Here is a 26,242-nt window from a genome sequence, read left to right as displayed (position 1 = left end):
CCGCGACAGGCCACCCTGCTCAACTGACGCAACAACCCGTTCGCGAAGATCCATCGAGTAAGGCTTGCCCATCCATGCTGACCTCCTTGCCCAGCCAGCAGGTTGAATCAGATTTGCACGCCTAAGGGAATTCCCGCCGATTCAGTCTCATTTCATCCCGCTCTAGCGGTGATCAGTCGTCCAGTCTCCGTTTGGTCAGTTCGATTTGATACACGCTTCGCGGATGCCGCCTGCGTCGCCACATGTTAAGAGATACAACCAGCGCCAAATACCCAAATAATGCAAGCAGACCCCACAAAATTCCAAGCTCGCTAATTGGGATAAGAATTACCACAAATCCGACTGCGGACACGGCGTAATATAAGACCGTGGCCCAGACATATTTCTCCATTTGAGAGCTATTCATCTATTTATAAGTGTCCCGTCGAACGCGTTGCATCATTACGCAGGAACATAGGTTAACCTGATCACGTCATCGCCAATCAGATCGCTGGCCACAAAGCGAAGCGGCGGCCGGGGGCTGGCGAAGAATGGCTTGCCATGACCAAGCACGAACGGATGGAAGTAGAGTTGGTACGCATCGATAAGATCAAGGTCGGTCAGGCTTCGTGCCAGGTTTGGTCCAGAAACTGAAATCTCCCCAGCGAGTTGGGCTTTAAGCCCACGTATCACCGCCTCGACGTCATCCGCGACAAGTGTGGCGTTGGGGCCGACCGACTTCAGCGAGCGCGACACAACCCATTTCGGTTGGCTCCGCCACGCCGCCGCGAATTCATGCGCCTCCGCGCTCCACTCTGGATTGTCTTCGTCCCAATAGCGCATGACTTCGTACATGCCGCGACCGTACACACTGCCGCTCAGGTTGCGCACTTGCTCTATCCAGTGACGAAAGATTGTCGGGCCTGACGGCATTTTCTGGTGGTCGACATAGCCGTCGAGGGACTGGTTCATTCTGAAAATGAGCTTCGCCATGCTGCAAGGTCTCCAACCCAGGTCTTCAGAATAACTGGGGCCGCCGTTACGCAAAAGAGTGGACCCCCAGCCGAAATCCAAACTGGGACACGACCCTGATCTCCTACAGCTTGACCTTCAGGCTCTGCCAGAATTTGTCGATCAGCGGCTTTTCGGTGGCCGCATCCTCGCCTGCAATTCGGGTGATGAACAACAGCCCATGTTCGGCAACGCCGAAGCCGACGATCTCGAAATCGGCCGTGTCGGTGCGTGTCTTCACCTGAGCGCGAATGCCGGTCAATTCCTTGCCGTCGGCGAGCTTGCGCGTCGTCGGCTGCTGCGTCAACTCAGCACCGGCCTGCACCGATTCCTTGGTCATCTCCTGCAGCATCAGCTGGCTGAGCGACACCGGATTCATCTCGCCGTATTCCTGCACGACGACGATCGTGCCCAGCGCCGACGCCATCAGATACTGCGTGATGTTGTCGCCGAGATCGGTCTTGGTCACCGAAATATCGCTCGCATGGACGAAGGAGAAATCGCTGCCGGAAAAGGTGGCGAAGTCGTTGCGCTCGAGCGTCACCTTGCTCTTTCTGCCGCCGGGCAGCGTCATGCTTGTGCTCTCGCCGGGATCGATATCGACGGTCACGCCGTCGATCGTCAGCTTGAAAGCCTTGATATCCTCGGCCTGGACCGGTCCAGCGCACAGCGCAATGAGGGTGAGTGCCGCCGCCGATGCCATCCGCATGGGTTGTTCTCCTGCTTTTTATGCCACCCCGCTCAGCGCCTTGATGGCACGGTAGAAGGTCGAGGAAAACAGTTCCGTCGGGTCATATTGCCGCTTTGCCGCCAGGAAGACCGGCAGCTCGGGATAGGAGGCCAGCAACTCCTTGGCGGTATAATGCAGCTGGTAGGGCAGGAAGAACCGGCCGCCATGCTTGATCGTCACGTCGATCAGCGCCCGGGTCAGCGCCCGCATCCTGGCATTGCCGTCGGCATCGGTCGGTTGGTTGATGTAGAGCACCAGCGAATAGGCAGGCTCCGGCGCGTAGGTCAGCGCGACATCCTCCTTGTGGACGATGCGCACCGAGGCGTTGAGCACCGGCAGCGACTGGTTGCGCAGGATCTCGCGGGCTTCCGTGATGAACTCGACATACGCGGCGCGTGGAATAAAATATTCGTGCAGGATGTCGGTCTCATCCAAAAGATCGTTGAACAGATACGGTACTGAATCGTGCATCGGGTTGTTGCGGGTGACGAGGCAGGCCTCACCTTCGGCCATGGCCGAGGTGCGCGCCACCGTGCAGCTCTCGAATTTCGGCTCCAGCGTCTTTTCGGTGAACCACTTCAGCTCCTGGAACAGGCTGCCCCATTTCGCCAGGTTGATGATTACCCGCTTCAGCCCGACCGAGCCCGGCTCGCCGATACCAGGCTGGTCCGCCGGCGGCTGGTCGGCCACCTTGTCATAGCGGTAGACGATCATGTCCTCGAGGAAATTGCCCGGCGCCGTCGACAGATGGCCGTAAAACAGACCGATCGTCCTGTTCGGCTCCAGCACCTCGGCGAAAAATTTCGGGAAATCGTCGGATTTGATGATTTCGCGAGAGGTCCGGTAGACGGCATTGTCGACGATATCGAGCGTCGCCTCCAGCACAACGCCGAACAGGCCGTAGCCGCCGACGACGTGGCGGAACAGGTCGGTGTTCTCGCTCGGCGAGCAGGTGATCACCGAGCCGTCGGCCAGCATCACCCGCATCGAGCGGATCGAACTCGCCACCGAACCCGCCTGATGGTCCATGCCGTGCGCGTTGACCGACAGCGAGCCGCCGACCGAGAAGATGTCGGTTGACTGCATCGCCTTCACCGCGAAACGCGGATGCAAGAGGTTCTGGATGTCGTGCCAGCGCGCACCCGGCTGCAGCGTCATGGTCTTCGCCACGGCGTCGACGGTCACCTTGTTGAACTTTCTGAGGTCGAGCACCAGCGCGTTGTCGTCGAAGGCGTGCCCGCCCATCGAATGACGGATGGCGGCCAGAGACACTTTCAAGCCATTGGCGCGCGCGAAGGCCAGCGCCTTGGCGATGTGTTCTTCCTCGCTGACTTCCACCACGCCATAGACCGGCGTTTTAGACAGGCCGCTGGCATCGTTGATGTCGCCACCCTTTGCCGACCAGGGCAGCGAAGGATCGAAGGCCGGCGCATTCTCCAGCGGCTTCAGCGGCAACGCGATGCCGTCGACATCGGCGATGCGTCCGGCGTTCTTCGGTCCCAAAGGCCCGCGCGCCAGCCGCGCCACGGTGGTGCCGCCCCACAGCACCGCGCCGCCGACGACAGCCGCACCCAGTAGCAATCGCCGCGACAGGCGAAACCCTTTTTGTTGCTCAGCCATGAATATCCCCCGTTGGGCAAGGGATAGCGTGGCTTCCTGGCAAAAACCATAGCGGCGCTGTCTGGACGGCGTTGCGTCAGCCGTCTCTGGGATATCCAACCGGGAGACCTCTGGTCGCCTGGCATTGAGGGTGAAGATTGTGAAAATGGCCGATCCCCGAAGGGACCGGCCGGGACAGGGTCTGAAGAATTCTGTCAGCAGGTCTGCTGACGCGCTACGCTCACGCCTTACGAAGCCTTCTTGATCGACGTCACGATGCCGGTCTTGTCATCGACAGTCACCGCCACCTTGGCGCCGACCTTCAGTTTCCCGATCGTCGCTTCCGGCGACAGCTGGTAGATCTTGCCGTCGTCGAGGGTGATCGACTTGGTCGTCGGGTCGACGGCCTGGATGGTGCCCTGAACGGTCGCGGCATAGGCCGTGCCGAGGAAGGCGAGCAGAGCGGCGGTGGTTGCGAGGGTCTTCTTCATGGGTAGCACTCCGTGCTGTTTCACTTTTCCGGACCGCCTTGGGAAACGACAGCACCGGACGGCCTGAAACTGGAACGGAAAGCCTCCCTTCCGCAAATCACGTTGGGTGAATTTTCGCAAACAATATCATAGGCTTAATTCCGACACATTGCCTGAGACTGACACCATTTCAAGCCGCTTCGGCTTTCCCAATGAACGCACTTCTGTTCGCGAAAAGAGTCGTTTAGCCGGATTGTGGCAAGCGGCTTTCGATCACGGCGCAGCCGCCGCAATCCGCCTCGGGCGGCATCACGAAACAGATCGCTGGCCGGTCACCAGTACAAATTTTGTTTCACCCCAAGCTGACGGAACTCGCGCTCCGGTTGCAAACCGGGAACGGATGCAGGATGGTGTCAACCTCTACGATGAAGGGGGGCCTTCCATGAAGCTTACAGTCCAGACCATGATATCCCTGATGCTGATGCTGGCGCTCGCTCCGGGATCGGCCGGCGCACAAGGCGCGGATCCGGGCGACGACAAGACGGCTATCTTTACCCCGGGCGATCCCGACATGGCGGCGGCGACCGCGCAGGCGCTCGCCAGCCTGGACGACTTCCTCGCACTGTCCGTGGCGCCGCCCTCAGGCACTGACAGGTTCAAATTGAAGGTCAAGGTGCGGGACGGGAACGTCACCGAACACTTCTGGGTCATACCGTTCCGCCGCACCGAGACCGGATTTGTCGGCATACTGGCCAACCAGCCGGAGGGAGTGCACAACGTCGTTCTCGGCCAAAACATAGAATTCACCAGGGACGACATTTCCGACTGGGGATACAGACGGGACGGCCGGCAAGTCGGCAGTTTCACCGTCTGTGTGATGTTCAAGAAAATGTCGAAGGAAGAAGCCGACTACATGCACGATCAATACGGCTTCGACTGCTGACAGCCATTAGCCGATCTTGTCCTTCGCGCCGATCTTGCGCACCAGCGCTGCCGTCGCCAGCATCGCGCCCATGTCTGATATCATCGGCGCGACATGCGTGATGTAGTCGAGCGGCACTGAAATATCCGGCAGTTCGAAGAAGTTCTTCGTCTGCGGCAACAGCAGGAAACCGTCGCTGCCGTTGAGTGCGACGCGGGCCGGGTCGTCCGGCCAGGTTTCGCCAAGCCATTTCAGTGCCTGCGCTAGGCGGCCTGTCACCAGCGGCCGCGCCGCTTCGGCGTTGTCGGTGCGGAATTCGTAGGCGGCGTCGAGTTCGGGCACGCCGGACGACAAGTCCTGCATCTTGCTGGCGAACATGCCGCGGAAGAAGCCGACGACCGCATTGGTCCGGCGCGTTGCCACCAATACCCCCGGGAACGGTTCGATCGCTTCGAAAGCAACAATGACACCCTTGAAGACTCTCGATGAATCCTTGCCCGACCCTACTCGCAGTTCTGCTTCGTAAAGCTCGAACGGAAACTCTTCGTAACGGCCCGAAACGACATCGTCGAACGACTGCTTGTTGAAGGCGCCGACCGCCTCGCGCGGCAGCCGGTCGAAAGAATTCGGCCTCCCTCCATGCTGGTAACGCATATCCGCGATGAAGCCGAAGATGATTGGCAGCAGAGTCTCGCGGAAAGATTGCTGCAGCCGCGTCGCCGGTCTCATGGCCTCGAAGTAGAGCACGCTCGAAGCCACCAAGCCGATGCCATAGAGAAACACATGTGGCGTCGAGAACCATTGCTCGTTGGGGTCGGCGACCTTGTTGAACAGCCAGGCGACCAGCGCCACGAACACCAGCACAAGGCCGACGAACAGTGGCACCCACCAGCGCACCTGGCGGACCGCGGAGGCCCTTGCCTTCTCATAGGCCTCGATGTCTTTCCGGATACCGGCAATCACCGCGTCGCCAGGCATGAAATCTGCTGTTTCCACCGCCACCCCCCGCACGCTTGCCTCTGCCGACGCATGATAGCCGGTTTTGCAAGGGCCGCCAGACGGTTAAGCGGTGACGTCCTCTTCGCTTGAAGAGGCAGGAAAGATCGCTCTCAGCCGACCCTCGGCCTTGCCGCGCATTTGCCCCACCAGTGCCTCCACCGGTACCAGCCGCTCATGGTCGCCGGCGCGCAGGCGCATGAAGGGATGCAGCCGGTAAGACGCAATGGCGCCGCGTGTGCCGGCATCGGCACTGACATCGACAATGAGGATGCCGCCGATGCGACCGGGCCATGGCTGGCGAGCAAAGGCGGTACCGAGGAAATCGCCCAGCCCATAAGCGACGATCGTCTCGTCGATCCTCTCCACCGGCTGCACGACATGGGCGTGATGGCCGGCAATCAGCCCGACGCCCTGCCCGGCCAGCCGCTTGGCCAGCGCTCGTGTTGCTGCACGCGGAAAATGCCGGAACTCCCAGTCCCAATGCGGCGCGACGCACAGAAGATCGACACCATCGCGCGGCCGGTGGGTCGGATCGCTGTCCATCGATACGCGCCCAGCGAACAGGCTTTCATCGAGGTTGCGCCACAGCGTGAAAGCGGCAAAGCCGACATTCAACGGCCCGACCTGGACAGGCACCACCGGACCATTGTAGGCCAGGCCGATCATGCGGATGCCAAGCCGCTGCAACGCCGCGACCGTCTCGTCGAAACCGGCGACGCCCTGGTCGAGCACATGGTTATTGGCCAGCGACAGCACGAGCTTTTCGCGCGCAATGCCGACCGCCGCGAGCGCCTCGGCCAGGAACCGCACGCTCATCGCATGATGCGTGCCGAGCCTCGTCCCCAGCACCGCGCTTGGCCTGTCGACAACAGGGCTTTCGCAATTGCCGATCACCAGATCGGCATCGCCGAGCAACGCCTTGATCTCCGGATCGCAGTCCGGCGCGCTGCGGTTAGCCACCGCCGAGATGTCGCCGACGAAGGCAAGCCGCACCGCCCGCTTCGGCGGATCCATCAGCGTTCCCGCCATCGGCGCAAAGTCTCGTGCGTCGCCGGCCAGCGACGGCTTCAGGAAACGCGGCAGCCAGGACAGCTTGTAGGAAAGCGGATAATTCGACACGCGGCGCCCAATTGTTTGCCCTGTGTAGACCGTCCGCGGCGTGGGTTGAAGCGCGACGCTGCAAATGGTGTATATTTGCTCTGCGCGACAAATATTGGGGGGAAAAGATGACACGACTGGCAAGCCTGCTGACATCCGCTTTCATGCTGATTGTGCCGTTGTCTTCCGCGTCGGCGGCGATGCCCGAAGCGGCATCCGCTCTGTTCGAGGCGAAGACCGTGGCCGCGCGCGACAGCGCCCTGTCGACGCTGGAAGCCGCCGCGCCAAAAGACCCGGCATCAGCTTACGCCGCCGGCGCCGGCGAGTTCTTCACCGCGCTGGAGATCTTGGCCAGCGGCCTGCACCGTCATGGCTTCGAAAGCCCGCAATCCTTCATGCTGCCGCTGATGCGGCTGCCGGTGCCCGACAATCCCAATCCAGAGCCGCTGACCTATGAGCAATTCCGCGCCATCCTGGTCGCCTTCCGCGACCGGCTCGAAAAATCCGCCGCCACGTTTGCGTCGGTGCCGGCGGACGCCGATATCGGCATGGCCATCGACCTCACCCATACCGGCATCGACCTCAACGAGGACGGCACCATCGCGCCTGATGAAAGCATGGCGGCGATCATCGCCTCGTTGTCACGCGGCGGCATCTCGTCGGACGACGCCGCCCCCACGCTCACATTCCGCTTCGACCGCGCCGATGGTTTCTGGCTGCAGGGTTATGCCGAATTCCTGATGGCGCAGGCCGATTTCTGGCTGGCGCATGATTTCCGGAGCACTTTCGACGGCTCGTTCCACATGCTGTTCCCGCGCGCCAAGCTGCCGTTGCAGGATATTCTCGTGCCGCCGACCGGCGACATGGGCAGCAGCATCTTCTCGTCGGAGTGGCGCATCGCCGATTTCATCTCGCTGGTGCATCTCGTCAACTGGCCGGTGGTCGAACCCGAGCGCCGGCAAGCGGCACGCCGCCATCTGCTGGAAATGATCCGGCTGTCACGCGAGGACTGGAAGGCGATCCGCGCCGAGACCGACAATGACCGCGAATGGCTGCCGGGACCGCAGCAGAAGGGCGAGAACCCACTCACCGGCCTCGAAGTCGGCGAGGAGCAGGTTCAAGCCTGGCTCGCCACCTTGACCATGGCCGAGGACCTCCTGGAAGGCCGCGTGCTGCTGCCGCATTTCCGCATTGCCGATAAGGGCATCAACATGAAGCGCTTCTTCGACGAGCCCAAAAACTTCGACCTGGTGCTGTCGATCACCGGCCCGGCCATCGCGCCCTACCTCGAAAACGGCAGGATACTGACCAGCGACGATTTCGATCAGATTCAGCGCCAATTCGGCGGCGGTGGGTTCCTGACCTTTGCGCTGTGGTTCAATTGAGGGCGGTTGTCTCCAGCTGGGATTCTTGTGACCGGAGCGAGCCAGGCTCCTAACACGTCGATGGCCGTCTGGGGCGGCGTCTGAGCGAGGAATTTGGGGCAGGACAGCGACAATTTTGCCGATGCCATAGGCTCTTTCGGCCTCGCAAAATCGCCCCGCGATCACCGTGTGGCTCGCCCGACCCGCCTCTGTCACAAATTGGTAAGGGCTGTTTTGCTTGACTCGGCCGTCAAAAACAGGCAGCAAAACCATCTCGGAGAGGCAACAACACCATTTTCCTGGCCGTGGATGAAGCCTGATTTGGCCCAAATCCACATCTCGTCGTTGGTTTTGAGAGGGATTAATTAACCAACTTTGTCCATATTTTGAAGCAATCGGCAACCAAAGACAGACGCGGCAAACGCGTCGGGGACCACCTGGGATCACTCACAGAATGGTCGTCGCGGCTCTCAAGGCCACGTACGGGGAAACCGGTTGGAGCAAGATTGGTTGCATGGCGTTGTTGAGTAAAAAAAATTCCGGGGACGAGCGTTGGGACGGCGTGACCGCCTGTGACGCGCCACGTTCCTCTTCCTTCACCCCTGAACGGATCGTCCGCTGGGTCGCCGTGCCCGGTATCAGCGCTGCCGTTGGCCTGTGGCTGATCGGCACCATGGCCGGCCTCAGCTCCGTCGGCGCCTCGCTGTCGGCGACATCAGGTGGCCTTCCGCAGACCCTGTCGATGCCGGGATCCTTCGCCCTTGCCGATCCGCTCAAGCAGCATTTTTTGAGAGCACCCTTCGTACTTGCCAATGCCCATGGCGGCACGCAGGCTCTTCACGACCATGCCGTGCAGTGCGGCGCCAGCTGCTTCAAGCTTGCCCGGTTGAGCCCGCAGGCGGAGAAATCCGCGCGCCTTGTGGCGCAGGCAAAGTCCGTTCCCACTGTTGCAAAGTCGAAGTCGCAGGAGCGTTTCGAGCGCATGGAGACGTCGCTTTCACCAATGAAGCTCGCCGCTGCCTTTGCCGGCGCTGGAAAGCCCGTTGTCGTGGCCAACGCGCCGGTGCACCCTGTTATTTCCACCGTCGCGCCGCAAATTGCCGAGGCGTCGCTGGTGCCGTCCGTCCAAGTCATGGCCAGCCTGTCCGACGACATGCCGGCCCCGGCGGCCGAACGTTTCGCCCGGCTGGATACCGGCTCCGCTGTCGTGCAAACCGCGCCGCAACCGATGGGCTTTGCCCAGTCGGATTCGCAGACGCCGGATAATTCGCAGTTGGCGCTGGCCCTCGTGCAGTCGCTGCCGGTCGACGACGAGGCGTCTGCCTCACCGCTGCCGATCGAGGAATCGTCGGCTGACGTCGCGGTTTCGCCTGTCGAAACCCAGCACGGACAACCCGGCGATGCCGCCTCGCTGCCGGACGCGCTCACCGACGATGTGCCATTGCCGACCCGTCGCCCACAATTCGATGCCCCGCAGCCCAAGGTTGTACAGCAGTCAAAACCCGTCCAGCAGCCGAATCCTGTCCAGCAGCCGAAGCCGGCTCGCGGGACCGTCCAGCAAGCCCAGACTGCCCAAACGGCCAAACCGGCCCGGCAAGGACGGCCGGCCGATGGCGGCAACGTGCTGGCCTATGCCAAGCCGGACACGCCTTCGGGTGGCCTCGGCAAGGCTTTCAGGAACCTGTTCAACTCGCCAGGGTCCAGGAGCGGAGCAAGCAATGGCGTCGCCGTTTACGACATCAGCGCCGGGACCGTCTACATGCCTGACGGCTCGAAGCTCGAGGCGCATTCAGGCATCGGGGCCATGACGGACCAGCCGCGCTATGCCGACCAGAAGAACCGCGGACCGACACCCCCCAACACCTACAATCTGTCGCTGCGCGAGACCCGCTTTCATGGTGTGGAAGCCTTGCGCCTGACACCGGCCGATGGCCGCAACAAATACAATCGCGACGGCTTTCTGGCCCATACCTACCTGCTTCGGGGCCGCTACGGCCAGTCGAGCGGTTGCGTCGCCTTCAAGGACTATGCGCGCTTCCTCGCCGCCTACAAGAAGGGCAAGATCAACCGCCTCGTCGTGGTGCCGCGCCTGAACGGATCGCCGACCCGCGTTGCGGCGGACAACGCGCGCGGCGCCTGATCCTTCCGGACAGACGCAAACGCGATCTCCTCCTGACAGCCTTCTGTCAGGAGCCGCATCTGGCGAAGCGCCTCATCTCATCCCACTCTTTCCATTTTGGCCAGGAAATCCCATATTCGGGACATGGCCAAATCTCCCGATAAGAAAACGCCGCCGACGGCGAATGACGACCGCGCCGCGCCGAAGCGGCGTAGTCCGCTGACCGATTTCCTCGACGCTTCCGAGCCGCTGCACAAAGGCGGCTTCGCCGAGATGCCACAGCCGGAGTTCTCGGGCACGCCGCTGTCCGGTTCGATCGCGGATTGGGCCGAAGAGATCGAGCAGGAAGCCGAAAAGGAAGGACGCGCCGCAGGCAAAGGTGGCGGCGCCAAATCGCCGAAAAAGATTCCGGAACGCTCGTCTTCGCCCGGCCGCACCGCACGCGGCACCTCGATGGGTGGCGCGGCATCGGCGCGCGAACGCACCGCCGCCGGCCTCAATCCGGTCGCCGGTCTCGACATTTCGCTGGAAGACGCCGAGACGATGGCCTCGGGCAGCGTCACCGCGACGGTGGCAGCGCTGTCGGCGCTGATTGAATCGGGCAATCCGCTGCACAAGGACGGTGTGCTGTGGACGCCGCACCGCCCCGCCCGCCCGGAAAAATCCGAAGGCGGCATCGCCATCAAGATGGTGTCGGATTTCGAGCCGGCCGGCGACCAGCCGACGGCGATCAAGGATCTGGTCGAAGGCGTCGATAACAACGACCGCACCCAGGTGCTGCTCGGCGTCACCGGTTCCGGAAAAACCTTCACCATGGCCAAGGTGATCGAGGAGACCCAGCGGCCTGCTCTCATCCTGGCACCGAACAAGACGCTGGCGGCCCAGCTCTATTCCGAGTTCAAGAAATTCTTCCCCGATAACGCGGTGGAGTATTTCGTCTCCTATTACGACTATTACCAGCCGGAAGCCTACGTTCCGCGTACCGACACCTTCATCGAGAAGGAATCCTCGATCAACGAACAGATCGACCGCATGCGCCACTCGGCGACGCGTTCGCTGCTCGAGCGCGACGACGTCATCATCGTCGCCTCGGTGTCCTGCATCTACGGTATCGGCTCGGTCGAAACCTATACGGCGATGACCTTCCAGATGCAGATCGGCGATCGGCTCGACCAGCGCGCTCTGCTCGCCGATCTCGTCGCCCAGCAATACAAGCGCCAGGACATCAACTTCGTCCGCGGCTCGTTTCGGGTGCGCGGCGACACGATCGAGATATTCCCGGCCCACTTGGAAGATCGTGCCTGGCGCATTTCGATGTTCGGCGACGAGATCGAGCAGATCACCGAATTCGACCCACTGACCGGCCAGAAGACCGGCGAGCTGAAAAGCGTCAAGATCTACGCCAATTCGCACTATGTGACGCCGCGCCCGACCCTCAACCAGGCGATCAAATCTATCAAGGAAGAACTCAAGCACCGACTGGTCGAACTGGAGCGCGCCGGCCGCCTGCTGGAAGCGCAGCGGCTGGAGCAGCGCTGCCGTTTCGACCTCGAAATGCTCGAAGCCACCGGCTCCTGCGCCGGCATCGAGAACTATTCGCGCTATCTGACTGGCCGCCAGCCGGGCGATCCGCCGCCGACGTTGTTCGAGTACATTCCCGACAATGCGCTGGTCTTCATCGACGAAAGCCACGTCACCGTGCCGCAGATCGGCGGCATGTATCGAGGCGACTTTCGCCGCAAGGCGACGCTGGCCGAATACGGCTTCCGCCTGCCGTCCTGCATGGACAACCGGCCGCTGCGCTTCGAGGAATGGGATGCCATGCGCCCGCTCTCCGTCGCCGTCTCGGCAACGCCCGGCGCGTGGGAGATGGAACAAGCCGGCGGCGTCTTCGCCGAACAGGTCATCCGCCCGACCGGGCTGATCGATCCGCCGGTCGAAGTACGCCCGGCCAAGAGCCAGGTCGACGATGTCGTCGGCGAAATCCGTGACACCACCAAAGCCGGCTACCGCACGCTGGTGACGGTGCTGACCAAGCGCATGGCCGAGGATCTGACCGAGTATCTGCACGAACAAGGCATCCGCGTCCGCTACATGCACTCCGACATCGACACGCTGGAGCGTATCGAGATCCTGCGCGATTTGCGCCTTGGCGCCTTCGACGTGCTGGTTGGCATCAACCTTTTGCGCGAAGGCCTCGACATTCCCGAATGCGGCTTCGTTGCCATTCTCGACGCCGACAAGGAAGGTTTTTTGCGCTCGGAAACGTCGCTTATCCAGACCATCGGCCGCGCCGCCCGCAATGTCGACGGCAAGGTCATCCTCTATGCCGACCAGGTCACCGGCTCGATGGAACGGGCGATGGCCGAGACCAACCGCCGCCGCGAGAAGCAGATGGAGTGGAACGCCGCCAACGGCATCACGCCGGAATCGGTCAAGTCGCGCATCTCCGACATTCTGGACTCGGTCTACGAGAAGGACCATGTCCGCGCCGACATCTCGCAGTTCACCGACAGCGCCGGCGCCATGATGGGCAACAATCTGAAAGCCCATCTCGACGCGATGGAGAAGCAGATGCGCGACGCCGCAGCCAATCTCGACTTCGAGAAGGCGGCCCGCATCCGCGACGAGATCAAGCGCTTGCGTGAGATGGAACTGTCCATCTCCGATGACCCGCTGGCCAAATACGCCGACATGGAAAGCCCGGTTTCGGGTCGAGAGAAGGGCAAGCACAACAAGGGCGTGGCCAAACATCGCACGGCCGAGGAACAGGAGCGTTTTCGCAAGCTCGACCAAGCACGCGCCGCCGAGGAGGCGGCCAAGGCTGCCCGACCCAACCTCTTCCGCAAGCCTGATCTCGACGAGATGGGCGCCGATGGCGCCGTACCGGTGAAGAAGCCGCTGTTTTCCAAGCCGTCGCTCGACGCCATGGGCCCGGGCACCGACATGCCGACCCCTGCCGGCGCCGTGTCGCGCTCGCTATTCAAGAAGCAGTCGGCCGAAGAGGCGCATGGTTCCGATTTCGGCATCCCCGGCGACGCAACCAAGCCGCTGTTCAAGAAGAACTCGCTGGATGAGATGACGGTTCGGCGAACCGAGACGCCGATCGAGGGTGACAAGCCGGTCAAGCGTGAGCGCGCCGGCATTGGTTCGTATGAGGATCCTGGCGACGCCCGCCGTGAAAAGCGCCGGCCGGGGAAGACAGGCAGACCGGGACGGTAGGGCCTGGAGTCATACTGTCGACTGGCTGGACCACGCCCCCAGCCTTGTCAGTTGCCAGTCGAAGCGATACGGGCCACGGCAGCTTCTCCGCTCCTACCGCAAGAAACTCCCACGGCCGCCCCGCACAATGAAACCCAAGGACATCGCCGCCTATATCTTCCTGGCCATCACCTGGGGCTTGTCGTTCCTTGTGCTGCTCAAGGTGGTGCACGCCTTCGGCTGGGTCGGCGCGGTCACCTTGCGCTCGCTGATCGCCGGCGTCACGCTCCTGCTGCTTGCCGCCGCGACCCGACGCCGGCTCGATTTCAGCGCCGGCTGGCGGCGCTTCGCCGTTGTCGGCGCGACGACGGTTGCCGCGCAGCTTGTCGGCCTATCCTATGCCACCCCGCGCATCGGCACGGCGGTGGCGGCCATCCTTGTTGCCGCGATCCCACTGTTCTCGATGATCCTCGGCCAGCTGTGGGGGCTTGAGCGCATCACCGTTCGCGGGCTGGCCGGACTACTGCTCGGCGCCTTGGGCATCATCGTCCTGGTCGGTTTTCCCGCAGTGCCGATCACGGCATCCTTCGCTTTCGGCTGCGCCGCCTCTCTGTTCAGTTCCTTCTCGGCCGCTTTCGGCAGCAATTATGCAAACCGACATCTGCGCTCGGCCGGCTCGTGGGAACTCACCAGTGCCGCCTTCCTGTTAGGCGGCCTGATGACGCTGCCACTGCTTCTCGCCGTACCGGTGCCAGCGATGCCGCGCGCCATCGACTTCCTCTATCTCGCCGTCCTCGCCTGCGTGATGAGCGCGTCGACCTACATCGTCTATTTTCGGCTGGTTGCCAGTATCGGCGCGACCAGGACGATCAGCGTCGAATTTGCCGTTACGGTGATCGCGGTGCTGGTCGGCACCAGCATGCTTGGGGAGTCGCTGACCGTAATCCAGGGTTTCGGCGCCGTCGCGATCATCGGCGGCTGCATACTGGTGCTCGATCCGTTCCCGCGCCGGGTGAAAGCGGTAGCCTTGCCTTCCACTACGCCCTTGGTGTAGTCAGTCCGCACACTCTAACGTCTTGAAAGGAGGGCTCACGTGTTCGATTTTTCTCGTCACCATCGTCAGCGTGGCCCGATTTTTGCCCTGCGAGCTTGCTTGCAGGGCTGACCAGGGACGGTCCGGGTTTTCCCGCTTCGATTTTTTGGTCTGCCCTTCGTGGTACCGCAACGCCGAGCCTGATGGCCGGTAGGCGCACCGTCAAAGTGCATTGAGCCGCTAGAGCATGATCCCGAAAAGTGGGAACCGGTTTTCGGAAAAGATCATGCTCCGACAAAGAGGCGGCCGAGACCAGAGAAATCAAAATGGCCCTGATCAGCCTCAAATCCCTCGGCGTCACCATGAGTGCGCCGCTGTTTTCCAACCTCGACCTCACCGTCGGCACTGGCGACCGGCTCGGCATCGTCGCCGCCAACGGCCGCGGCAAGTCGACCTTGCTCAAATGCCTGACCGGCGAGATGGAACCGACCTCCGGCGACATCACCCGCACCCGCGGCCTGCGCGTCGGCCATGTCGAACAGTCCGTTGCTTCGGCCCTTCTCAAACGCACGTTCCATCAGGTGGTCGCTGACGCCTTGCCGGCCGAGCAGGTCGAGAGCGAGATGTGGCGCGTCGATGTGGTTCTGGATTCGCTCGATGTGCCGGAGCCAATGCGCGAACGGCAAATGCAAGCGCTGAGCGGCGGCTGGCAGCGGCTGGCGCTGATCGCCCGCGTCTGGGTGACCGATCCGGATGTGCTGCTGCTCGACGAGCCGACCAACCATCTCGACCTGTCGCGGATCACCCAGCTCGAAAGCTGGCTCAACACGCTGCCGCGCGAGGTGCCGGTGGTGATCGCCAGCCACGACCGCGCCTTTCTCGACGCCACCACCAACCGGACGCTGTTTTTGCGCCCGGAACAGTCGCCGGTGTTTGCCCTGCCCTATTCCCGCGCCAGGCAGGCGCTCGACGAAGTCGATGCCTCGACGGAGCGCAAGTTCCAGCGCGACATGAAGGTGGCGCAGCAATTGCGCCGGCAGGCGGCCAAGCTCAACAACATCGGCATCAATTCGGGCAGCGACCTGCTGACGGTCAAGACCAAGCAGCTCAACCAGCGCGCGGAAAGGCTGGAAGAGGCGGCGGCTCCGGCGCATCGCGAGAAATCGGCGGGCGCGATTAAGCTGGCCAATCGCGGCACCCACGCCAAAGTGCTGATCACGCTCGACGACGCGGCGGTGGAAACGCCCGACGGCACGCTGCTGTTCAGGACTGGCAAGCGCCACATCTGCCAGGGCGACCGCATCGTCCTGCTCGGCCGCAATGGCGTCGGCAAGTCGCGCTTCGTCACCTTGATCCGCAACGCCATTGTCGAACCGGACACGGTGCGGGATGTGAAGGTGACGCCGTCGACGGTGCTCGGTTACAGCGATCAGGCGCTGTCCGGCATCAGCGGCGAGGACACGCCGCTGGGGCTGGTCTCGCGCCGCTACGATGTCGGAGAGCAGCGCGCCCGCTCGTTGCTGGCCGGCGCCGGCGTGGTCATCGAGATGCAAGAGAAAAGGATCGGCGTGCTGTCCGGTGGCCAGAAGGCACGGCTGATGATGCTGGCGCTCAGGCTCGCCAACCCCAACTTCTATTTGCTCGACGAGCCGACCAACCATCTCGACATCGACGGCCAGGAAGCGCTGGAAGCCGAGCTGCTGGCGCATCAGGCAAGCTGCGTGCTCGCCTCGCACGACCGCTCCTTCATCCGCGCCATCGGCAACCGCTTCTGGCTGATCGACAAGCGGAAGCTGATCGAAGTCGAGGACCCCGAGGAGTTCTTCCGCTTGGTGGCCGAGGTAAGTGGCTGAAGATTTGGCAACGGGTGGGATTCCCTGCCAATGAAGCCCTAGCCTGTCGAGGACCGGCCGAGGTTCGTATCATCCATGAGACGTTTCCTTGACTTCCGGAACGTATCATGCGACGGTACGTACATCGGATACGGCTGATGATACGCTCGTTCAAGGACAAGACCAGCGAGGCCGTTTCGAGCGGCAAGGCTCCTAAGGGGTTCCCGTCGGACCTTGTCCGATCAGCCCAGCGGAAGCTATTCATGATCGACAATGCCGCCGAACTATCAGACCTGAAGACGCCTCCCGGAAACCGGCTTGAGCCGCTAAAAGGCAACCGCGCCGGTCAACACTCGATCCGCATCAACGATCAGTTTCGCATTTGCTTTCGCTGGGTGGACGGACAAGCCGAGGATGTCGAAATAACCGACTACCATTGAGGTTTTCAAATGCTGAACATCAACCCACATATTCATCCGGGAGAAATCCTCCGCGAGGAATATCTCGTGCCGCTTGGGCTGAAACCTTACACGCTGGCCAAGAAGCTGCATGTTCCGCGCACGCGCATCGAGCGTCTGGCCGGCGAGACGACACCGGTAACGCCCGACACGGCGCTACGTCTTGCGAAGTTCTTCGGAACCACGCCGCAGTTCTGGATGAACATGCAGGCGAGCTACGACCTTGCTATCGAAGGAGAGGCCAAGAAGGCCGATCTAGAAACGATCGAACGTTTGGAAACGGCTGCCTGAAGTAAACCGCGTCGGTAATAGTCGCCTCGATCCAATTGCGGATGCAATAAAAAAATCAGCGGATCTGTCGGATCGCCTGAACCTGCCACGTCCTTGGGATGCCGACACGATGATGCCGGCTTCAACCGAGGAGAAAGCATCATGTTCACCCTGTCATCCATAGGTCGCGCTGCCACCCGTTACGCGCAGGCTCGCGCCCGCTATCGCAGCGAGCGCGCCCTCCTTTCACTGCCGATCGAACTGCGCAAGGACATCGGCTGGCCCGAAATCGTCATCGACCCGCAGAACGGCCCTCGTATCTGCAGAGCACCCTGATCGAGGCGCCTGCTGATCAGTCATGCGTATCGCCCGAAAGCGGTGTCGCCTGCATCGATACGCGCCTTTCGAAAGCCTCGAACCAGCGCGTCAGTCGCGCCCGTGAGCGAAAAGGCGGGAGGTGCCGGAACGCCATCCAGGACAAGGTGGTGGCGAGCGCAATATGGCCGACATGGAGCGGTGCCTCGTCGTCCAGCATGCTTTCGATCCAGTCATAGCTCGCCTCGATCTTTTCCCGGAATCCGTCGGCGAGAGCACTATAGCGCAACTGTTCGGGTCGCCTGTCCGTCTCCCAGCGCAAGCCTATGCCTATCTGCGCGAGGCCCTGGGCGACCGACTGCAGCCGCAACGCCTGCCAGCGCGCCTCGCCGTCTTGCGGCAGCAGATTGCGGCCATCATGCAGCGTGTCGAGATAGGCGCAGATGACATCGGAATCGAAGATCGGCGACGCGCCGGGCCGCAGCAACACCGGCACTTTGCCGAGGGGATTTTCGGCGTAGACCCGAGCATTGTGCAACGTCGGACTGGTCTCGTGATGAATGACCTCGAGCCGATCGGCAATACCGACCTCATGAGCGAAGACGAGCGCCTTGCGCGCGAAGGGTGAGTGGGTCTGATAGTAGAGGATCATGGTCGCCTCAGGAGTTGAGGAAGCATCGGATGATCCACCTGTTCTAGACCGGGAGCTGCGAGAATTGCGCTCTGATTGGGGGGCGTCGGCGCAAGTTCATTTCACGCCTCTCGCTCAAGCCCGCCGGTTGCCCGGTCTGTCCAGACACAGCCTTCGAAGAAAATTCGAGGCCATGTAGGATCGCCGTCACCTCATGCGTCCTATGTCTCGCAAGGCCAAGCCAAACGCAAAGAGGAGCAAGACATGACTGATCAGACCCCCGTTCAGCCCGCAGCCAAAGTGCTCGGCGGATTGACCCCTTACCTGCAGCTGGATGGCGCCTTCAAGGCCGCCGAATTCTACAAGAAGGCCTTCGGGGCGGAGCAGGTCTTTGCCTATCCGGCGGACGAAAAAGGCCGCACCATGCACATCCATCTCCACATCAACGGTTCGACGCTGATGCTCTCCGATTTCTATCCCGAAAACGGGATGCCCGCCGTCAAGCCGCAAGGCTATACCATGCAGCTCCATCTCGGCAGCGACGACATCGATGCCTGGTGGAAGCGCGCCGTCGATGCCGGCTGCGAAGTCGCCGTGCCGCTCCAGGTCATGTTCTGGGGTGACCAGTGGGGCAATATGCGCGACCCGTTCGGCGTCGAGTGGGCGATGAACGCGCCGACGAAGAAAGCCTGATCTATCGCCAATGGCCAAGTCCCTCACCGGCTGGCGCCGGTGAGGCGCTTTGAACTTCCACGAGGAGACCCACAATGTCCTATGTCGATGGCTTCATGCTTGCCGTACCCAAGGCAAAACTCGACGACTACAAGAAGCTGGCCAATCTCGCAGGCCCTATATGGATGGAACACGGCGCGCTCGCCTATGTCGAATGCATCGGCGACGACGTACCCTATGGCGAGGTCACGTCCTTCCCGCGTGCCGTGCAGGCCAAGGACGACGAGATCGTCGTCTTCGCCTGGGCCGTCTATGAATCGCGGGAGAGCCGCGATGCCGTCATGGCCAAGGTGATGGCAGATCCGCGTTTGAAGGCCGATTGGGAGAAAATGCCGTTCGACGGCAAGCGCATGATCTTCGGTGGCTTCAAGCCATTCATAGAGTTGTAGGCGCGCCCGGTCCAAGGGGGCCTGCACGCGAAATACTCCAAGCGCGTCGCGCGAGCGCGGCGCTTCCATCGCTTCGTCATGTATGGCGGAGCAAGGAGCGAAGCGACGCGGCGCAGACCATAGGATCCATGCCGCGACGTGGCCCTTCGGCTAAACTGCAACCAGGCCGCTAATCCAGCCTATCCAGCAGCGGCTTCAGCCGGTCGCCATAGCGCTTCCACAGATCGACCGAGCCCTGATACATCGGCTGGCGCACCTGCGCGGCGGACGCCGTGCGCACCGGCCGGTCGGTCTCGTGGAAGGACAACGCCGCATCGTCCCAGGGCAGGCCCAGATGGGCGATCAGCGCCCGCGTCTGGCCTTCCTGGTCAGCGACGAAATCCTCATAGCGCACATCATGCACGACGCCTGGCAGCACGGTGTGCCAATGCGCCATGATGTCGGTGTAGAGATTGTGGAAATCGGCGAGTTCGCCGAGATCGTAGCCATAGCGATGGCTATCGCCACGAAAATGCACCTTGTAGATCGACAGGCAGGTGGCCGCCGCATCGCGTGCGCAATGGACGATCTTGGCCTTCGGCAGCATCAGATGCAGGAAGCCGATCAGCAGGAAGTTTCCCGGCATCTTGTCGGTGACATGCTTGAAGCCGGGATAGCGGCCGTGCAGCATGTCGAGATAGGCCTCGCCGGCCTCGGCAAAAACCTTGTCAGGCATATCGGCGATCCCTGCCGGGAAGCCGCCCTTCATGGTCAGGGGAAACTGCTTGCCGACCGCCGTTTTCAGGATGCTGAGCTCGCCGGCGCCGTAGACCTGGGGATGGCTGGCGATGATCTGCTCGACCAGCGTCGTGCCCGAGCGCGGCATGCCGACGACGAAGATCGGCGTGTCGTCGCTGATCGTGCTCGGCTTGTGCTTTTCGAAGAAGCCGGCATCGAAGGTTGCCTTCATCGCCTCGAACTCGGCCCGCGTCTTGGCCTGGTCATAGTCGATGCCCTTGCGGCGGATCGCATTGCCTTCGGCGAAATAGTCGAAGGCCCGGCCATAATCCTTCAGATCGTCATTGGCCTTGCCGAGACCGAAGGACAACTGCATGCGCGCCAGGCTGTCTTGCGGCGCCTTGGCATGCTGAGCCTCCATACTGGTCAATTCGCTGTCACGTTCCTTCTGGCGCTTGACCTGCGTCAGCATCAGCCAGGCTCTCGCCATGCCGGGGTCGACCGCCAGCGCCTGCCGGAAAAGATCGGCGGCTTCATCGAGCTTGCCCTTTTCCATCAGCCCGACGCCGAGCCCGTGCAGCAGGTCGCCATCCTTGGGCCGGATCGCCAGCGCTTCGCGGAAGACGGCAAGCGCCTCATCCAGGCGTCCCGCTTCTTGCAGCGTTTCGGCAAGCCCGATGCGGGCGCGGGCGTGGAAAGGATTGCGCCCGACCGTGCCACGATAGATCTCTTCGGCGCCTTCGAACTGACCGAGTTGCTTCAGCGCTGAACCGAGATTGTCGCGCGCCGCCAACTGATCGGGCCGCAGGGTCACCGCCTTGCGGAAGCAGTCGACGGCCGCAGCGACCCGGCCGAGGTCGCGGAGCACCGTGCCGAGATTGTTTTGAAAATCCGGATTGCCGGGCTGCAGGCGCACCGACTGTTCGATCAGGTCCAGTCCTTCGGCGCTGCGCCCGGTCTGGTGCAGCAGCAACCCGAGGAAATGCGCGGCGGCGGCGTGATCGGCCTTCTGCGCCAGCACCTGCCGGTAGATCGCCTCGGCCTCTTGCCGGCGACCGGCCTGATGCAGCTGCAGCGCTTGGTGCACACGCTGGTCGAGCCCCAGCGGTGGCTGTCCTCCAGCGCCAGATCTGGCTCCCGTGCCCGCCGCTCGTCTCTGATCTCTGTTGATGGGAAACCTGCCGTGTTTTGTCCGCCTGTGGCGATCTAGGCCATCGGCGCGGCGGGTTCAAGGCTTCGCTTGGGGTCCAGCCCTTCCCATCGGTGGCGAAGGTCAGATCAGGCGGTTGGTCTCGGCGACCTGTCTGGCCCGCCTCACGGTGCCATCGGTATCGGCGATCGTTCGCCTTGCCGCCTCATCGCTTCTGATGGTCAGGCGTGCCGACTTGACGATCATCGGCTTGCCGGTCGGGCCGGCGGCACCGGCTTGTATGTTGGTTGGCTTGATGATCGGGTTGATCGCTACGGTCGTGCCTCTCGGGGTTCTGACGGAAACCATGGTTTTTATCCTTCCGGGGGAACAAATAAAATGCAAATGCCGGGAAAATCGACCCAGCGTAAATTTAAGCATTTTTTTGAAAGCCATTGAGCCATATCAGGATTTTTCAAATAATTATAGCGATCTATTTTTTTGCCGTCGTCCGAGTTCTTCATGAATCTTCTTGAACAATCAACCCTATCAGCCTATATAGACAGGATCGCTTTGGGCCAGAATTGGCATCTCGCGGCGTCAGAGGTTCTCGACCCGCCAATCTCATTCCAAATCATCGATACCGGGCGCGCGGCCTATTCGCTCCGCGGCCATGTCTCATTCTTTCGAAAGACCCACATGAACACCGGAACCGTGAAGTTTTACAATGGCCAGAAGGGCTTTGGCTTCATTCAGCCAACCGATGGCGGCAAGGACGTTTTCGTCCATGTCAGCGCGCTGGAGCGCGCCGGCTTTCCCGGCCTCGCCGAAGGCCAGAAGCTACGGTTCGAGTTGGAGCGCGACACCAAGGGCCGCGAGTCGGCCGCCAGTTTGCAATTGATCTGATCCGGCCGAATTCGATGAACGCTGACCACGGATGTACTGGCAGCTCTCGAAAGCGGCTTATTTCCAGCGACTGCCGGAAATAGGAAAGCGGGGCTCGTCCCCGCTTTTTTGCTTTCAGCACCGCTGCTTTGCATAGGTAAGACAATGCCGGACCGCACCACCCACTCCATCGTGCATTTCGCGGCACCTTTCGTGCTCGGCGGACTGGAAGGGCAGCTGCCGGCCGGCGACTACGACATCGATCACGACGAAGAGTTGATCGAGGGCATGTCGCGGCTTGCCTGGCGCCGCGTCGCCACCTTCATCCATCTGCCGGCAAGGGCAGTGAAAAACCCGCCCACCAGCCAGCTTGTCGCCATCGATTACCTCGAACTCGAAACAGCGCTGAAGCGCGACAGGGAGAATGCAGCATGATCCGTTTCCAGCAGAATGCGCGCCCGCGCACCGACACGCCCGCGCACCAGTTTGCGATCGGTCAGACCGTGCGCATGAAGAGCCGTACCGGCCTCGTCCAGAAGACCGCCGAACTGTTCCAGATCAAGAGCAGGCTGCCGGTCAAGGACGGCTCGCCGCAATACCGCATCCGCAGCGAGCAGGAGACCCATGAGCGGGTCACCACCGAAGACAATCTCGAACCGGCCGACAACCCGGTTGTTACTGACAACCCGGTCGTTGCCAACGACCCGGTTGTCTGAGACTCCAGCAAAACCAAGCCAACACGCAACAGGAGCACGACATGTCCAAGGGTCAACAGCGAAGCAACCGCGAAACGCGCAAGCCGAAGAAGGACAAGGTCGTGGCCAAGCCCGCCTCCCCGTTCGGCTCGTCGGTCAAGCAGGCCGAGAGCAGCCTGAAGCCAAAGTCGAAGGGCTGACAACTGGAGGGCGCCTCAAGCGCCTTCACCGTCGTCCCTGTGTGAGGCGGCGAATTGACTGAACAGGCCCGCGCAACGCTCTGCCACGGAGGCTTGCTTGAACTTCTTCATCGAGTTCTACCGGTCGCGCGACGCAGACGAAGCCACGCTCGATAAGGTGTCGCTGGAAGCGCCGAACCTGCGCGCCGCCCTGCAGGGCGCCACCGCGCTGTTCCACACGCTGGCCATGCCGCAAATCCCCGATCGCCTGCGCATTTCCGACCAAGACGGTCGCGAGCTTTACGCCGGCCCGGCCGACGGGGCCTTTCCAGTTTAGAGGGAGCATACCGGAGAGTCTGCTCGCCGCGATACTTAGGACGCAATCACCGCGCAACCGTCGACGCCTCGCGACGTTGAGCCTGCAGAGCCATATGCAGGAGCCCCAAATTCCCTCACCGCCTTCGCCATCAATTGCTCGCTGAAAGCCTCCAACGGCAAGGAAAAATCCTCCACCGACAAGATGGTCGCCGATCTGCTTTCGGCCCTGAGACCGCATGGAGTGAAGGGCGAGGTTGTGCGAGCGCTCGATCATGACATCAAGCCCGGCGTGCTCTCCGACATGGGCAAGGGCGACGACCGGCCGAAGCTACGCCAGAAGATCGTCGCCGCCGATACTTCATCCTAGGCCTGCCGATCTGTATGGGCCAGCCGTCGAGCGTCGCCAAGCGCGTCATGGAGCGCATGGACGACTTTCTCGAGGAAACCGACGACAAGGGCCGTGCCGGCGGCCGGCAAGGCGGCACTGGTGGCGATCGTCGGCGACAAGATGGCGCACATCATTGCCACGCCGAATGCTTCCGGGCGCTCAACGATGTCGGCTTCACCATTCCGGCCAATGGCGGCGTCTACTGGGTTGGCGAGGCGATGGGCGACGTCAACTATGTCGACTTGCCGAAGACCCCGGAAGCGGTCGCCGGCATGGTCGAGATGGCCGCGTCAAATGCCGCCCATCTGGCAGCGTTGCTGAAGGGCAAGGCCTATGTCGGCGTGGATCAGTAGGCGATCCCTGCCCTGTCAGCACGGCCCGTCGTCAACGACGCGATAGTCCGCGGCGCGAGCCTCGCAAGCGTTGGGGAAGGTACGCATCTCGCCGTGCCGACGAGCACATACCGGCGCATATTCGCGGGTGCAGAACGTCTGCTCTTCGCCGCCGCCACCGCCACCGTCGCGGCACGGACCGTCGCGCACGATGCGATAGCCGGCCCGGTCGGCAAGGCAGGCATTGGCGAAGGTCTGCCGGTCGCCGCCGCGCCGGGCACAGACCGGCTCGTACTGCTTGCTGCAATATTGCGGTTCGGGCCGTGGCGGACGCGGCCCCGGCCCGTCATCGACGACGACGGTGCAGGCGGCAAGAATTGCCGACAGCAACAGGATAGCAAAACCCTGTCGCGAAAAGATTGCCGCCAGAAATTTCATGTTGATCTCCCACGATCGTGTCCCCTGTTGCCAATCCTCGCCATTCCCTTGCTAAATGCAACCCTCGTTTGCAGTCCTTCAGACGGAAACTGCGTCTGGACGCCATGGCCGGCGTCAGCTTCCTCTGCCACCTCGACATCTGGCCTATTCGTGGCCCGGCTCTGGCCGATGACCCGGCCGGCAAGCAAGCTTATGCCGAGCCGATCGATGCTCAGGTCAGTCGATCCATGCGTCGGGATGCGCCCAGTGCGGCGCCCCGCGGCGCTATCTTGCAACCATCACGTTTCCGTGCGATAAATTCCGTGTTCGGGCATTTGCGACCCGGAGAGCGGAACGTTTTGGACGACCTTTCCCCGATACTGTGAATCTCTGACGGCCCCGTTTTCGGCGGGGGGTTTGACCATGCGCCAATGCATGACTGCCGAAGCAACCACCGGGAACTGCCCTTTGCGCCAGGCGGCGGGCAGGACCACCAAAGACTGAACGGGTGAAGGAGTTTCCCCAATGGCCCAGACCGGCACCGTTAAATTCTTCAACGCGACCAAAGGCTTCGGTTTCATCACGCCCGATGGCGGCGCCAAGGATGTGTTCGTCCATATTTCCGCGATCGAGGCCTCCGGCCTGCGCACGCTCGTCGACGGCCAGAAGGTTACCTTCGACGTCGAGCCGGACCGCATGGGCAAGGGCCCCAAGGCCGTCAACCTCCGCGCTGCCTGAGCCATCGGGACGTCCCTCGGACGCGCGACGGAGGCTCCAACGCCTGAACCTGGCTTGGAGAGGGATCTGAATTTTGAAAGGCGCGGCGATATTCGTCGCGCCTTTTTCGTGCCGAAGACGCAGACCAATGCATGTCGCCCAAAAGTGGCCGGTTCGGGGGGAACGATATGCATGAGAACAAGGATCCGAGGCGCGCCGCGACGCCCTTTGGCTGCCCGCAAAACTTTCTCTTGCCGATGACGCTAAAATAAAGGACAAATTTCCACTCGGGCATTTGCCGGCCCGAGACTGGAGTTTATGGGACAAAGGAGCTTCCCATGCCGCAGACCGGCACCGTCAAATTCTTCAACCATGCCAAGGGCTTCGGCTTCATCACGCCCGATGATGGCGCGAAGGATGTTTTCGTCCATATTTCAGCCGTGCAGGCGTCAGGTCTTTCCGGTCTCGAGGATGGGCAGAAAGTGTCATTCGACACCGAGCCGGACAAGCGTGGCAAGGGTCCGAAGGCCGTCAACCTGTCGGTCGGCTGAGCCGGCTCGGCGACGGCAAGCAGTTTCGCCCTCTTGAGAGCGTGTGATCCTTGACGCCTGTTTTTGAATCAACACGTCGAAATCCGTTCAGCCCCCGTTCAGCCACGGTTGCATATTAGTCTTTGGTAAAGCCGGACCGCATCCCCGAAACTGCACGGGCCGGTACGAAGGAGACCAAGATGAACCGAATTTTCAAGACTGCCGTCCTGTCCGCTGCCGTGGTCGCCACCACGCTTTCGGCCTTGCCCGCCGCCAACGCACGTGACTGGCACCGTCATCACGGCAACGGCGATGCCATTGCCGCCGGCGTGCTCGGCCTCGCGGCCGGCGCGCTGATCGGTGGTGCATTGGCCAATGACCGGCCGCCACCCGACGCTGACCGCTACTACGACGACGGTTACTACGATCGTGACGTCGTGGTGCGCCCGGCCCCGGTCCGCCGCTACTATGCGGAGCCGAGGGTTGTCTACGCCGATCGTTATGCCGAGCCGTGGACGCGTGACTGGTACGAATACTGCTCGGACCGCTACCGCACCTTCAATTCCCGCACCGGCACGTTCACCGGTAATGACGGCGAGCAGCATTTCTGCACGGCGAACTAAGACCAAGGGCTTCCCTGCCCCAAGCAAAAAGCGCTGACCGCGAGGCCGGCGCTTTTTGTTATTGAGTCGACCGTGAACAATCCGGCCCCTAAGCGGCGACCGGCTTGGGCCGGAGTTGGAAGAGAGCGATCAAGAGGGACAAAAAACCCTTCAGCCACCT

The 26,242-nt window shown here is 62.0% G+C and carries 29 protein-coding genes and 1 pseudogene; 20 read left to right on the top strand and 10 right to left on the bottom strand.

The window, feature by feature from the left end; genetic code table 11:
- Window positions 1-441: 441 nt before the first annotated feature.
- The 4 genes from NKI38_RS30460 to NKI38_RS30445 all read right to left on the bottom strand — a co-directional run bounded on the left by NKI38_RS30460 (window position 442) and on the right by NKI38_RS30445 (window position 3,810).
- The gene (locus NKI38_RS30460) at window positions 442-972 is read right to left on the bottom strand and encodes a dihydrofolate reductase family protein (protein ID WP_352664198.1); all 531 of its coding nucleotides are present in this window, start codon (window positions 970-972) and stop codon (window positions 442-444) included.
- 103 nt (window positions 973-1,075) lie between these two features.
- Complete coding sequence (locus NKI38_RS30455; protein WP_352664196.1) at window positions 1,076-1,699, bottom strand: hypothetical protein; 624 nt, start codon at window positions 1,697-1,699, stop codon at window positions 1,076-1,078.
- Between the two features lie 18 nt (window positions 1,700-1,717).
- Complete coding sequence (locus NKI38_RS30450; protein ID WP_352664194.1) at window positions 1,718-3,340, bottom strand: FAD-binding oxidoreductase; 1,623 nt, start codon at window positions 3,338-3,340, stop codon at window positions 1,718-1,720.
- Window positions 3,341-3,567: 227 nt separating this feature from the next.
- The gene (locus tag NKI38_RS30445) at window positions 3,568-3,810 is read right to left on the bottom strand and encodes a DUF1344 domain-containing protein (RefSeq protein ID WP_013530037.1); all 243 of its coding nucleotides are present in this window, start codon (window positions 3,808-3,810) and stop codon (window positions 3,568-3,570) included.
- Window positions 3,811-3,916: 106 nt separating this feature from the next.
- Between NKI38_RS30445 and NKI38_RS30440 the strand changes: the two genes are divergently transcribed.
- Window positions 3,917-4,732 carry a YegJ family protein gene (locus NKI38_RS30440; RefSeq protein WP_352664192.1) on the top strand — a complete coding sequence of 272 codons (816 nt, stop codon included), beginning with the start codon at window positions 3,917-3,919 and terminating at the stop codon, window positions 4,730-4,732.
- A gap of 6 nt (window positions 4,733-4,738) precedes the next feature.
- Here the strand turns inward: NKI38_RS30440 and NKI38_RS30435 are convergent, their stop codons facing one another.
- Together NKI38_RS30435 and NKI38_RS30430 are read right to left on the bottom strand one after the other, a co-directional pair.
- The gene (locus tag NKI38_RS30435) at window positions 4,739-5,707 is read right to left on the bottom strand and encodes a hypothetical protein (RefSeq protein WP_352664190.1); all 969 of its coding nucleotides are present in this window, start codon (window positions 5,705-5,707) and stop codon (window positions 4,739-4,741) included.
- A 66-nt stretch (window positions 5,708-5,773) separates the two neighbouring features.
- The gene (locus NKI38_RS30430) at window positions 5,774-6,829 is read right to left on the bottom strand and encodes a CapA family protein (RefSeq protein ID WP_352664188.1); all 1,056 of its coding nucleotides are present in this window, start codon (window positions 6,827-6,829) and stop codon (window positions 5,774-5,776) included.
- A 107-nt stretch (window positions 6,830-6,936) separates the two neighbouring features.
- Here NKI38_RS30430 and NKI38_RS30425 point away from each other — a divergent pair, with 107 nt between their 5' ends.
- From NKI38_RS30425 to NKI38_RS30390, 8 genes are all read left to right on the top strand, one after another.
- On the top strand, window positions 6,937-8,193 hold the full coding sequence (locus NKI38_RS30425) for a hypothetical protein (RefSeq protein WP_352664187.1): 1,257 nt from the start codon (window positions 6,937-6,939) through the stop codon (window positions 8,191-8,193).
- Between the two features lie 493 nt (window positions 8,194-8,686).
- On the top strand, window positions 8,687-10,312 hold the full coding sequence (locus tag NKI38_RS30420; RefSeq protein WP_352664185.1) for a DUF2778 domain-containing protein: 1,626 nt from the start codon (window positions 8,687-8,689) through the stop codon (window positions 10,310-10,312).
- A 123-nt stretch (window positions 10,313-10,435) separates the two neighbouring features.
- Window positions 10,436-13,513 carry an excinuclease ABC subunit UvrB gene (gene uvrB / locus NKI38_RS30415; RefSeq protein WP_352664183.1) on the top strand — a complete coding sequence of 1,026 codons (3,078 nt, stop codon included), beginning with the start codon at window positions 10,436-10,438 and terminating at the stop codon, window positions 13,511-13,513.
- 127 nt (window positions 13,514-13,640) lie between these two features.
- Entirely contained in the window at window positions 13,641-14,546 is a 906-nt protein-coding gene (locus tag NKI38_RS30410) for a DMT family transporter (protein WP_352664181.1), read from the top strand.
- 305 nt (window positions 14,547-14,851) lie between these two features.
- Window positions 14,852-16,378, top strand: coding sequence for an ABC-F family ATP-binding cassette domain-containing protein (locus tag NKI38_RS30405; RefSeq protein WP_352664179.1), 1,527 nt, complete (start codon window positions 14,852-14,854; stop codon window positions 16,376-16,378).
- 137 nt (window positions 16,379-16,515) lie between these two features.
- Window positions 16,516-16,797: a type II toxin-antitoxin system RelE/ParE family toxin gene (locus tag NKI38_RS30400; RefSeq protein ID WP_352664177.1), complete on the top strand. Its 282-nt coding sequence runs from the start codon at window positions 16,516-16,518 to the stop codon at window positions 16,795-16,797.
- Window positions 16,798-16,806: 9 nt separating this feature from the next.
- A complete protein-coding gene (locus NKI38_RS30395; protein ID WP_352664175.1) occupies window positions 16,807-17,106 on the top strand; it encodes a HigA family addiction module antitoxin in 300 nt (99 codons plus the stop codon).
- A gap of 141 nt (window positions 17,107-17,247) precedes the next feature.
- Window positions 17,248-17,421, top strand: a complete 174-nt coding sequence (locus NKI38_RS30390) for a hypothetical protein (RefSeq protein WP_352627638.1) — start codon at window positions 17,248-17,250, stop codon at window positions 17,419-17,421.
- A 16-nt stretch (window positions 17,422-17,437) separates the two neighbouring features.
- Here NKI38_RS30390 and NKI38_RS30385 read toward each other — a convergent pair whose 3' ends face one another.
- Window positions 17,438-18,052 carry a glutathione S-transferase family protein gene (locus NKI38_RS30385; protein WP_352664173.1) on the bottom strand — a complete coding sequence of 205 codons (615 nt, stop codon included), beginning with the start codon at window positions 18,050-18,052 and terminating at the stop codon, window positions 17,438-17,440.
- Window positions 18,053-18,295: 243 nt separating this feature from the next.
- On the opposite strand from NKI38_RS30385, the gene NKI38_RS30380 reads away from it, so the two are divergent.
- Window positions 18,296-18,724: a VOC family protein gene (locus tag NKI38_RS30380; RefSeq protein WP_352627636.1), complete on the top strand. Its 429-nt coding sequence runs from the start codon at window positions 18,296-18,298 to the stop codon at window positions 18,722-18,724.
- Between the two features lie 74 nt (window positions 18,725-18,798).
- Window positions 18,799-19,152 carry a DUF1428 domain-containing protein gene (locus tag NKI38_RS30375; RefSeq protein WP_352664171.1) on the top strand — a complete coding sequence of 118 codons (354 nt, stop codon included), beginning with the start codon at window positions 18,799-18,801 and terminating at the stop codon, window positions 19,150-19,152.
- Between the two features lie 169 nt (window positions 19,153-19,321).
- Here the strand turns inward: NKI38_RS30375 and NKI38_RS30370 are convergent, their stop codons facing one another.
- Both NKI38_RS30370 and NKI38_RS30365 read right to left on the bottom strand, forming a co-directional pair.
- On the bottom strand, window positions 19,322-20,956 hold the full coding sequence (locus tag NKI38_RS30370) for a tetratricopeptide repeat-containing sulfotransferase family protein (RefSeq protein ID WP_352664169.1): 1,635 nt from the start codon (window positions 20,954-20,956) through the stop codon (window positions 19,322-19,324).
- A gap of 186 nt (window positions 20,957-21,142) precedes the next feature.
- Complete coding sequence (locus NKI38_RS30365) at window positions 21,143-21,367, bottom strand: hypothetical protein (RefSeq protein WP_352664167.1); 225 nt, start codon at window positions 21,365-21,367, stop codon at window positions 21,143-21,145.
- A 330-nt stretch (window positions 21,368-21,697) separates the two neighbouring features.
- Between NKI38_RS30365 and NKI38_RS30360 the strand changes: the two genes are divergently transcribed.
- The 6 genes and pseudogenes from NKI38_RS30360 to NKI38_RS30335 all read left to right on the top strand — a co-directional run bounded on the left by NKI38_RS30360 (window position 21,698) and on the right by NKI38_RS30335 (window position 23,816).
- Window positions 21,698-21,904 carry a cold-shock protein gene (locus tag NKI38_RS30360; protein ID WP_352627632.1) on the top strand — a complete coding sequence of 69 codons (207 nt, stop codon included), beginning with the start codon at window positions 21,698-21,700 and terminating at the stop codon, window positions 21,902-21,904.
- Between the two features lie 144 nt (window positions 21,905-22,048).
- Window positions 22,049-22,318, top strand: a complete 270-nt coding sequence (locus NKI38_RS30355; RefSeq protein ID WP_352627631.1) for a hypothetical protein — start codon at window positions 22,049-22,051, stop codon at window positions 22,316-22,318.
- A complete protein-coding gene (locus tag NKI38_RS30350; protein WP_352664165.1) occupies window positions 22,315-22,599 on the top strand; it encodes a hypothetical protein in 285 nt (94 codons plus the stop codon). Before NKI38_RS30355 ends, NKI38_RS30350 begins: the two co-directional genes overlap by 4 nt.
- A gap of 41 nt (window positions 22,600-22,640) precedes the next feature.
- Entirely contained in the window at window positions 22,641-22,778 is a 138-nt protein-coding gene (locus tag NKI38_RS30345; protein WP_164482279.1) for a hypothetical protein, read from the top strand.
- A 97-nt stretch (window positions 22,779-22,875) separates the two neighbouring features.
- Window positions 22,876-23,094 (top strand): hypothetical protein, encoded by a 219-nt coding sequence (locus NKI38_RS30340; RefSeq protein ID WP_352664163.1) that lies wholly within the window; start codon window positions 22,876-22,878, stop codon window positions 23,092-23,094.
- Between the two features lie 129 nt (window positions 23,095-23,223).
- Window positions 23,224-23,816: pseudogene (locus NKI38_RS30335) on the top strand (flavodoxin family protein).
- A 15-nt stretch (window positions 23,817-23,831) separates the two neighbouring features.
- On the opposite strand, the gene NKI38_RS30330 reads toward NKI38_RS30335, so the two are convergent.
- Window positions 23,832-24,233, bottom strand: a complete 402-nt coding sequence (locus NKI38_RS30330; protein WP_352664161.1) for a Kazal-type serine protease inhibitor family protein — start codon at window positions 24,231-24,233, stop codon at window positions 23,832-23,834.
- A 504-nt stretch (window positions 24,234-24,737) separates the two neighbouring features.
- Between NKI38_RS30330 and NKI38_RS30325 the strand changes: the two genes are divergently transcribed.
- The 3 genes from NKI38_RS30325 (at window position 24,738) to NKI38_RS30315 (ending at window position 26,082) form a co-directional block, all read left to right on the top strand.
- Entirely contained in the window at window positions 24,738-24,950 is a 213-nt protein-coding gene (locus tag NKI38_RS30325) for a cold-shock protein (RefSeq protein ID WP_006202520.1), read from the top strand.
- Window positions 24,951-25,267: 317 nt separating this feature from the next.
- A complete protein-coding gene (locus NKI38_RS30320; protein WP_352627624.1) occupies window positions 25,268-25,480 on the top strand; it encodes a cold-shock protein in 213 nt (70 codons plus the stop codon).
- 179 nt (window positions 25,481-25,659) lie between these two features.
- Window positions 25,660-26,082, top strand: coding sequence for a BA14K family protein (locus NKI38_RS30315; protein ID WP_352664159.1), 423 nt, complete (start codon window positions 25,660-25,662; stop codon window positions 26,080-26,082).
- Window positions 26,083-26,242 lie beyond the last annotated feature (160 nt).

The organism is Mesorhizobium sp. M0621 (assembly GCF_040320745.1).
GTDB lineage: Bacteria > Pseudomonadota > Alphaproteobacteria > Rhizobiales > Rhizobiaceae > Mesorhizobium.
This window is presented reverse-complemented; position numbering and strand designations above follow the sequence as displayed.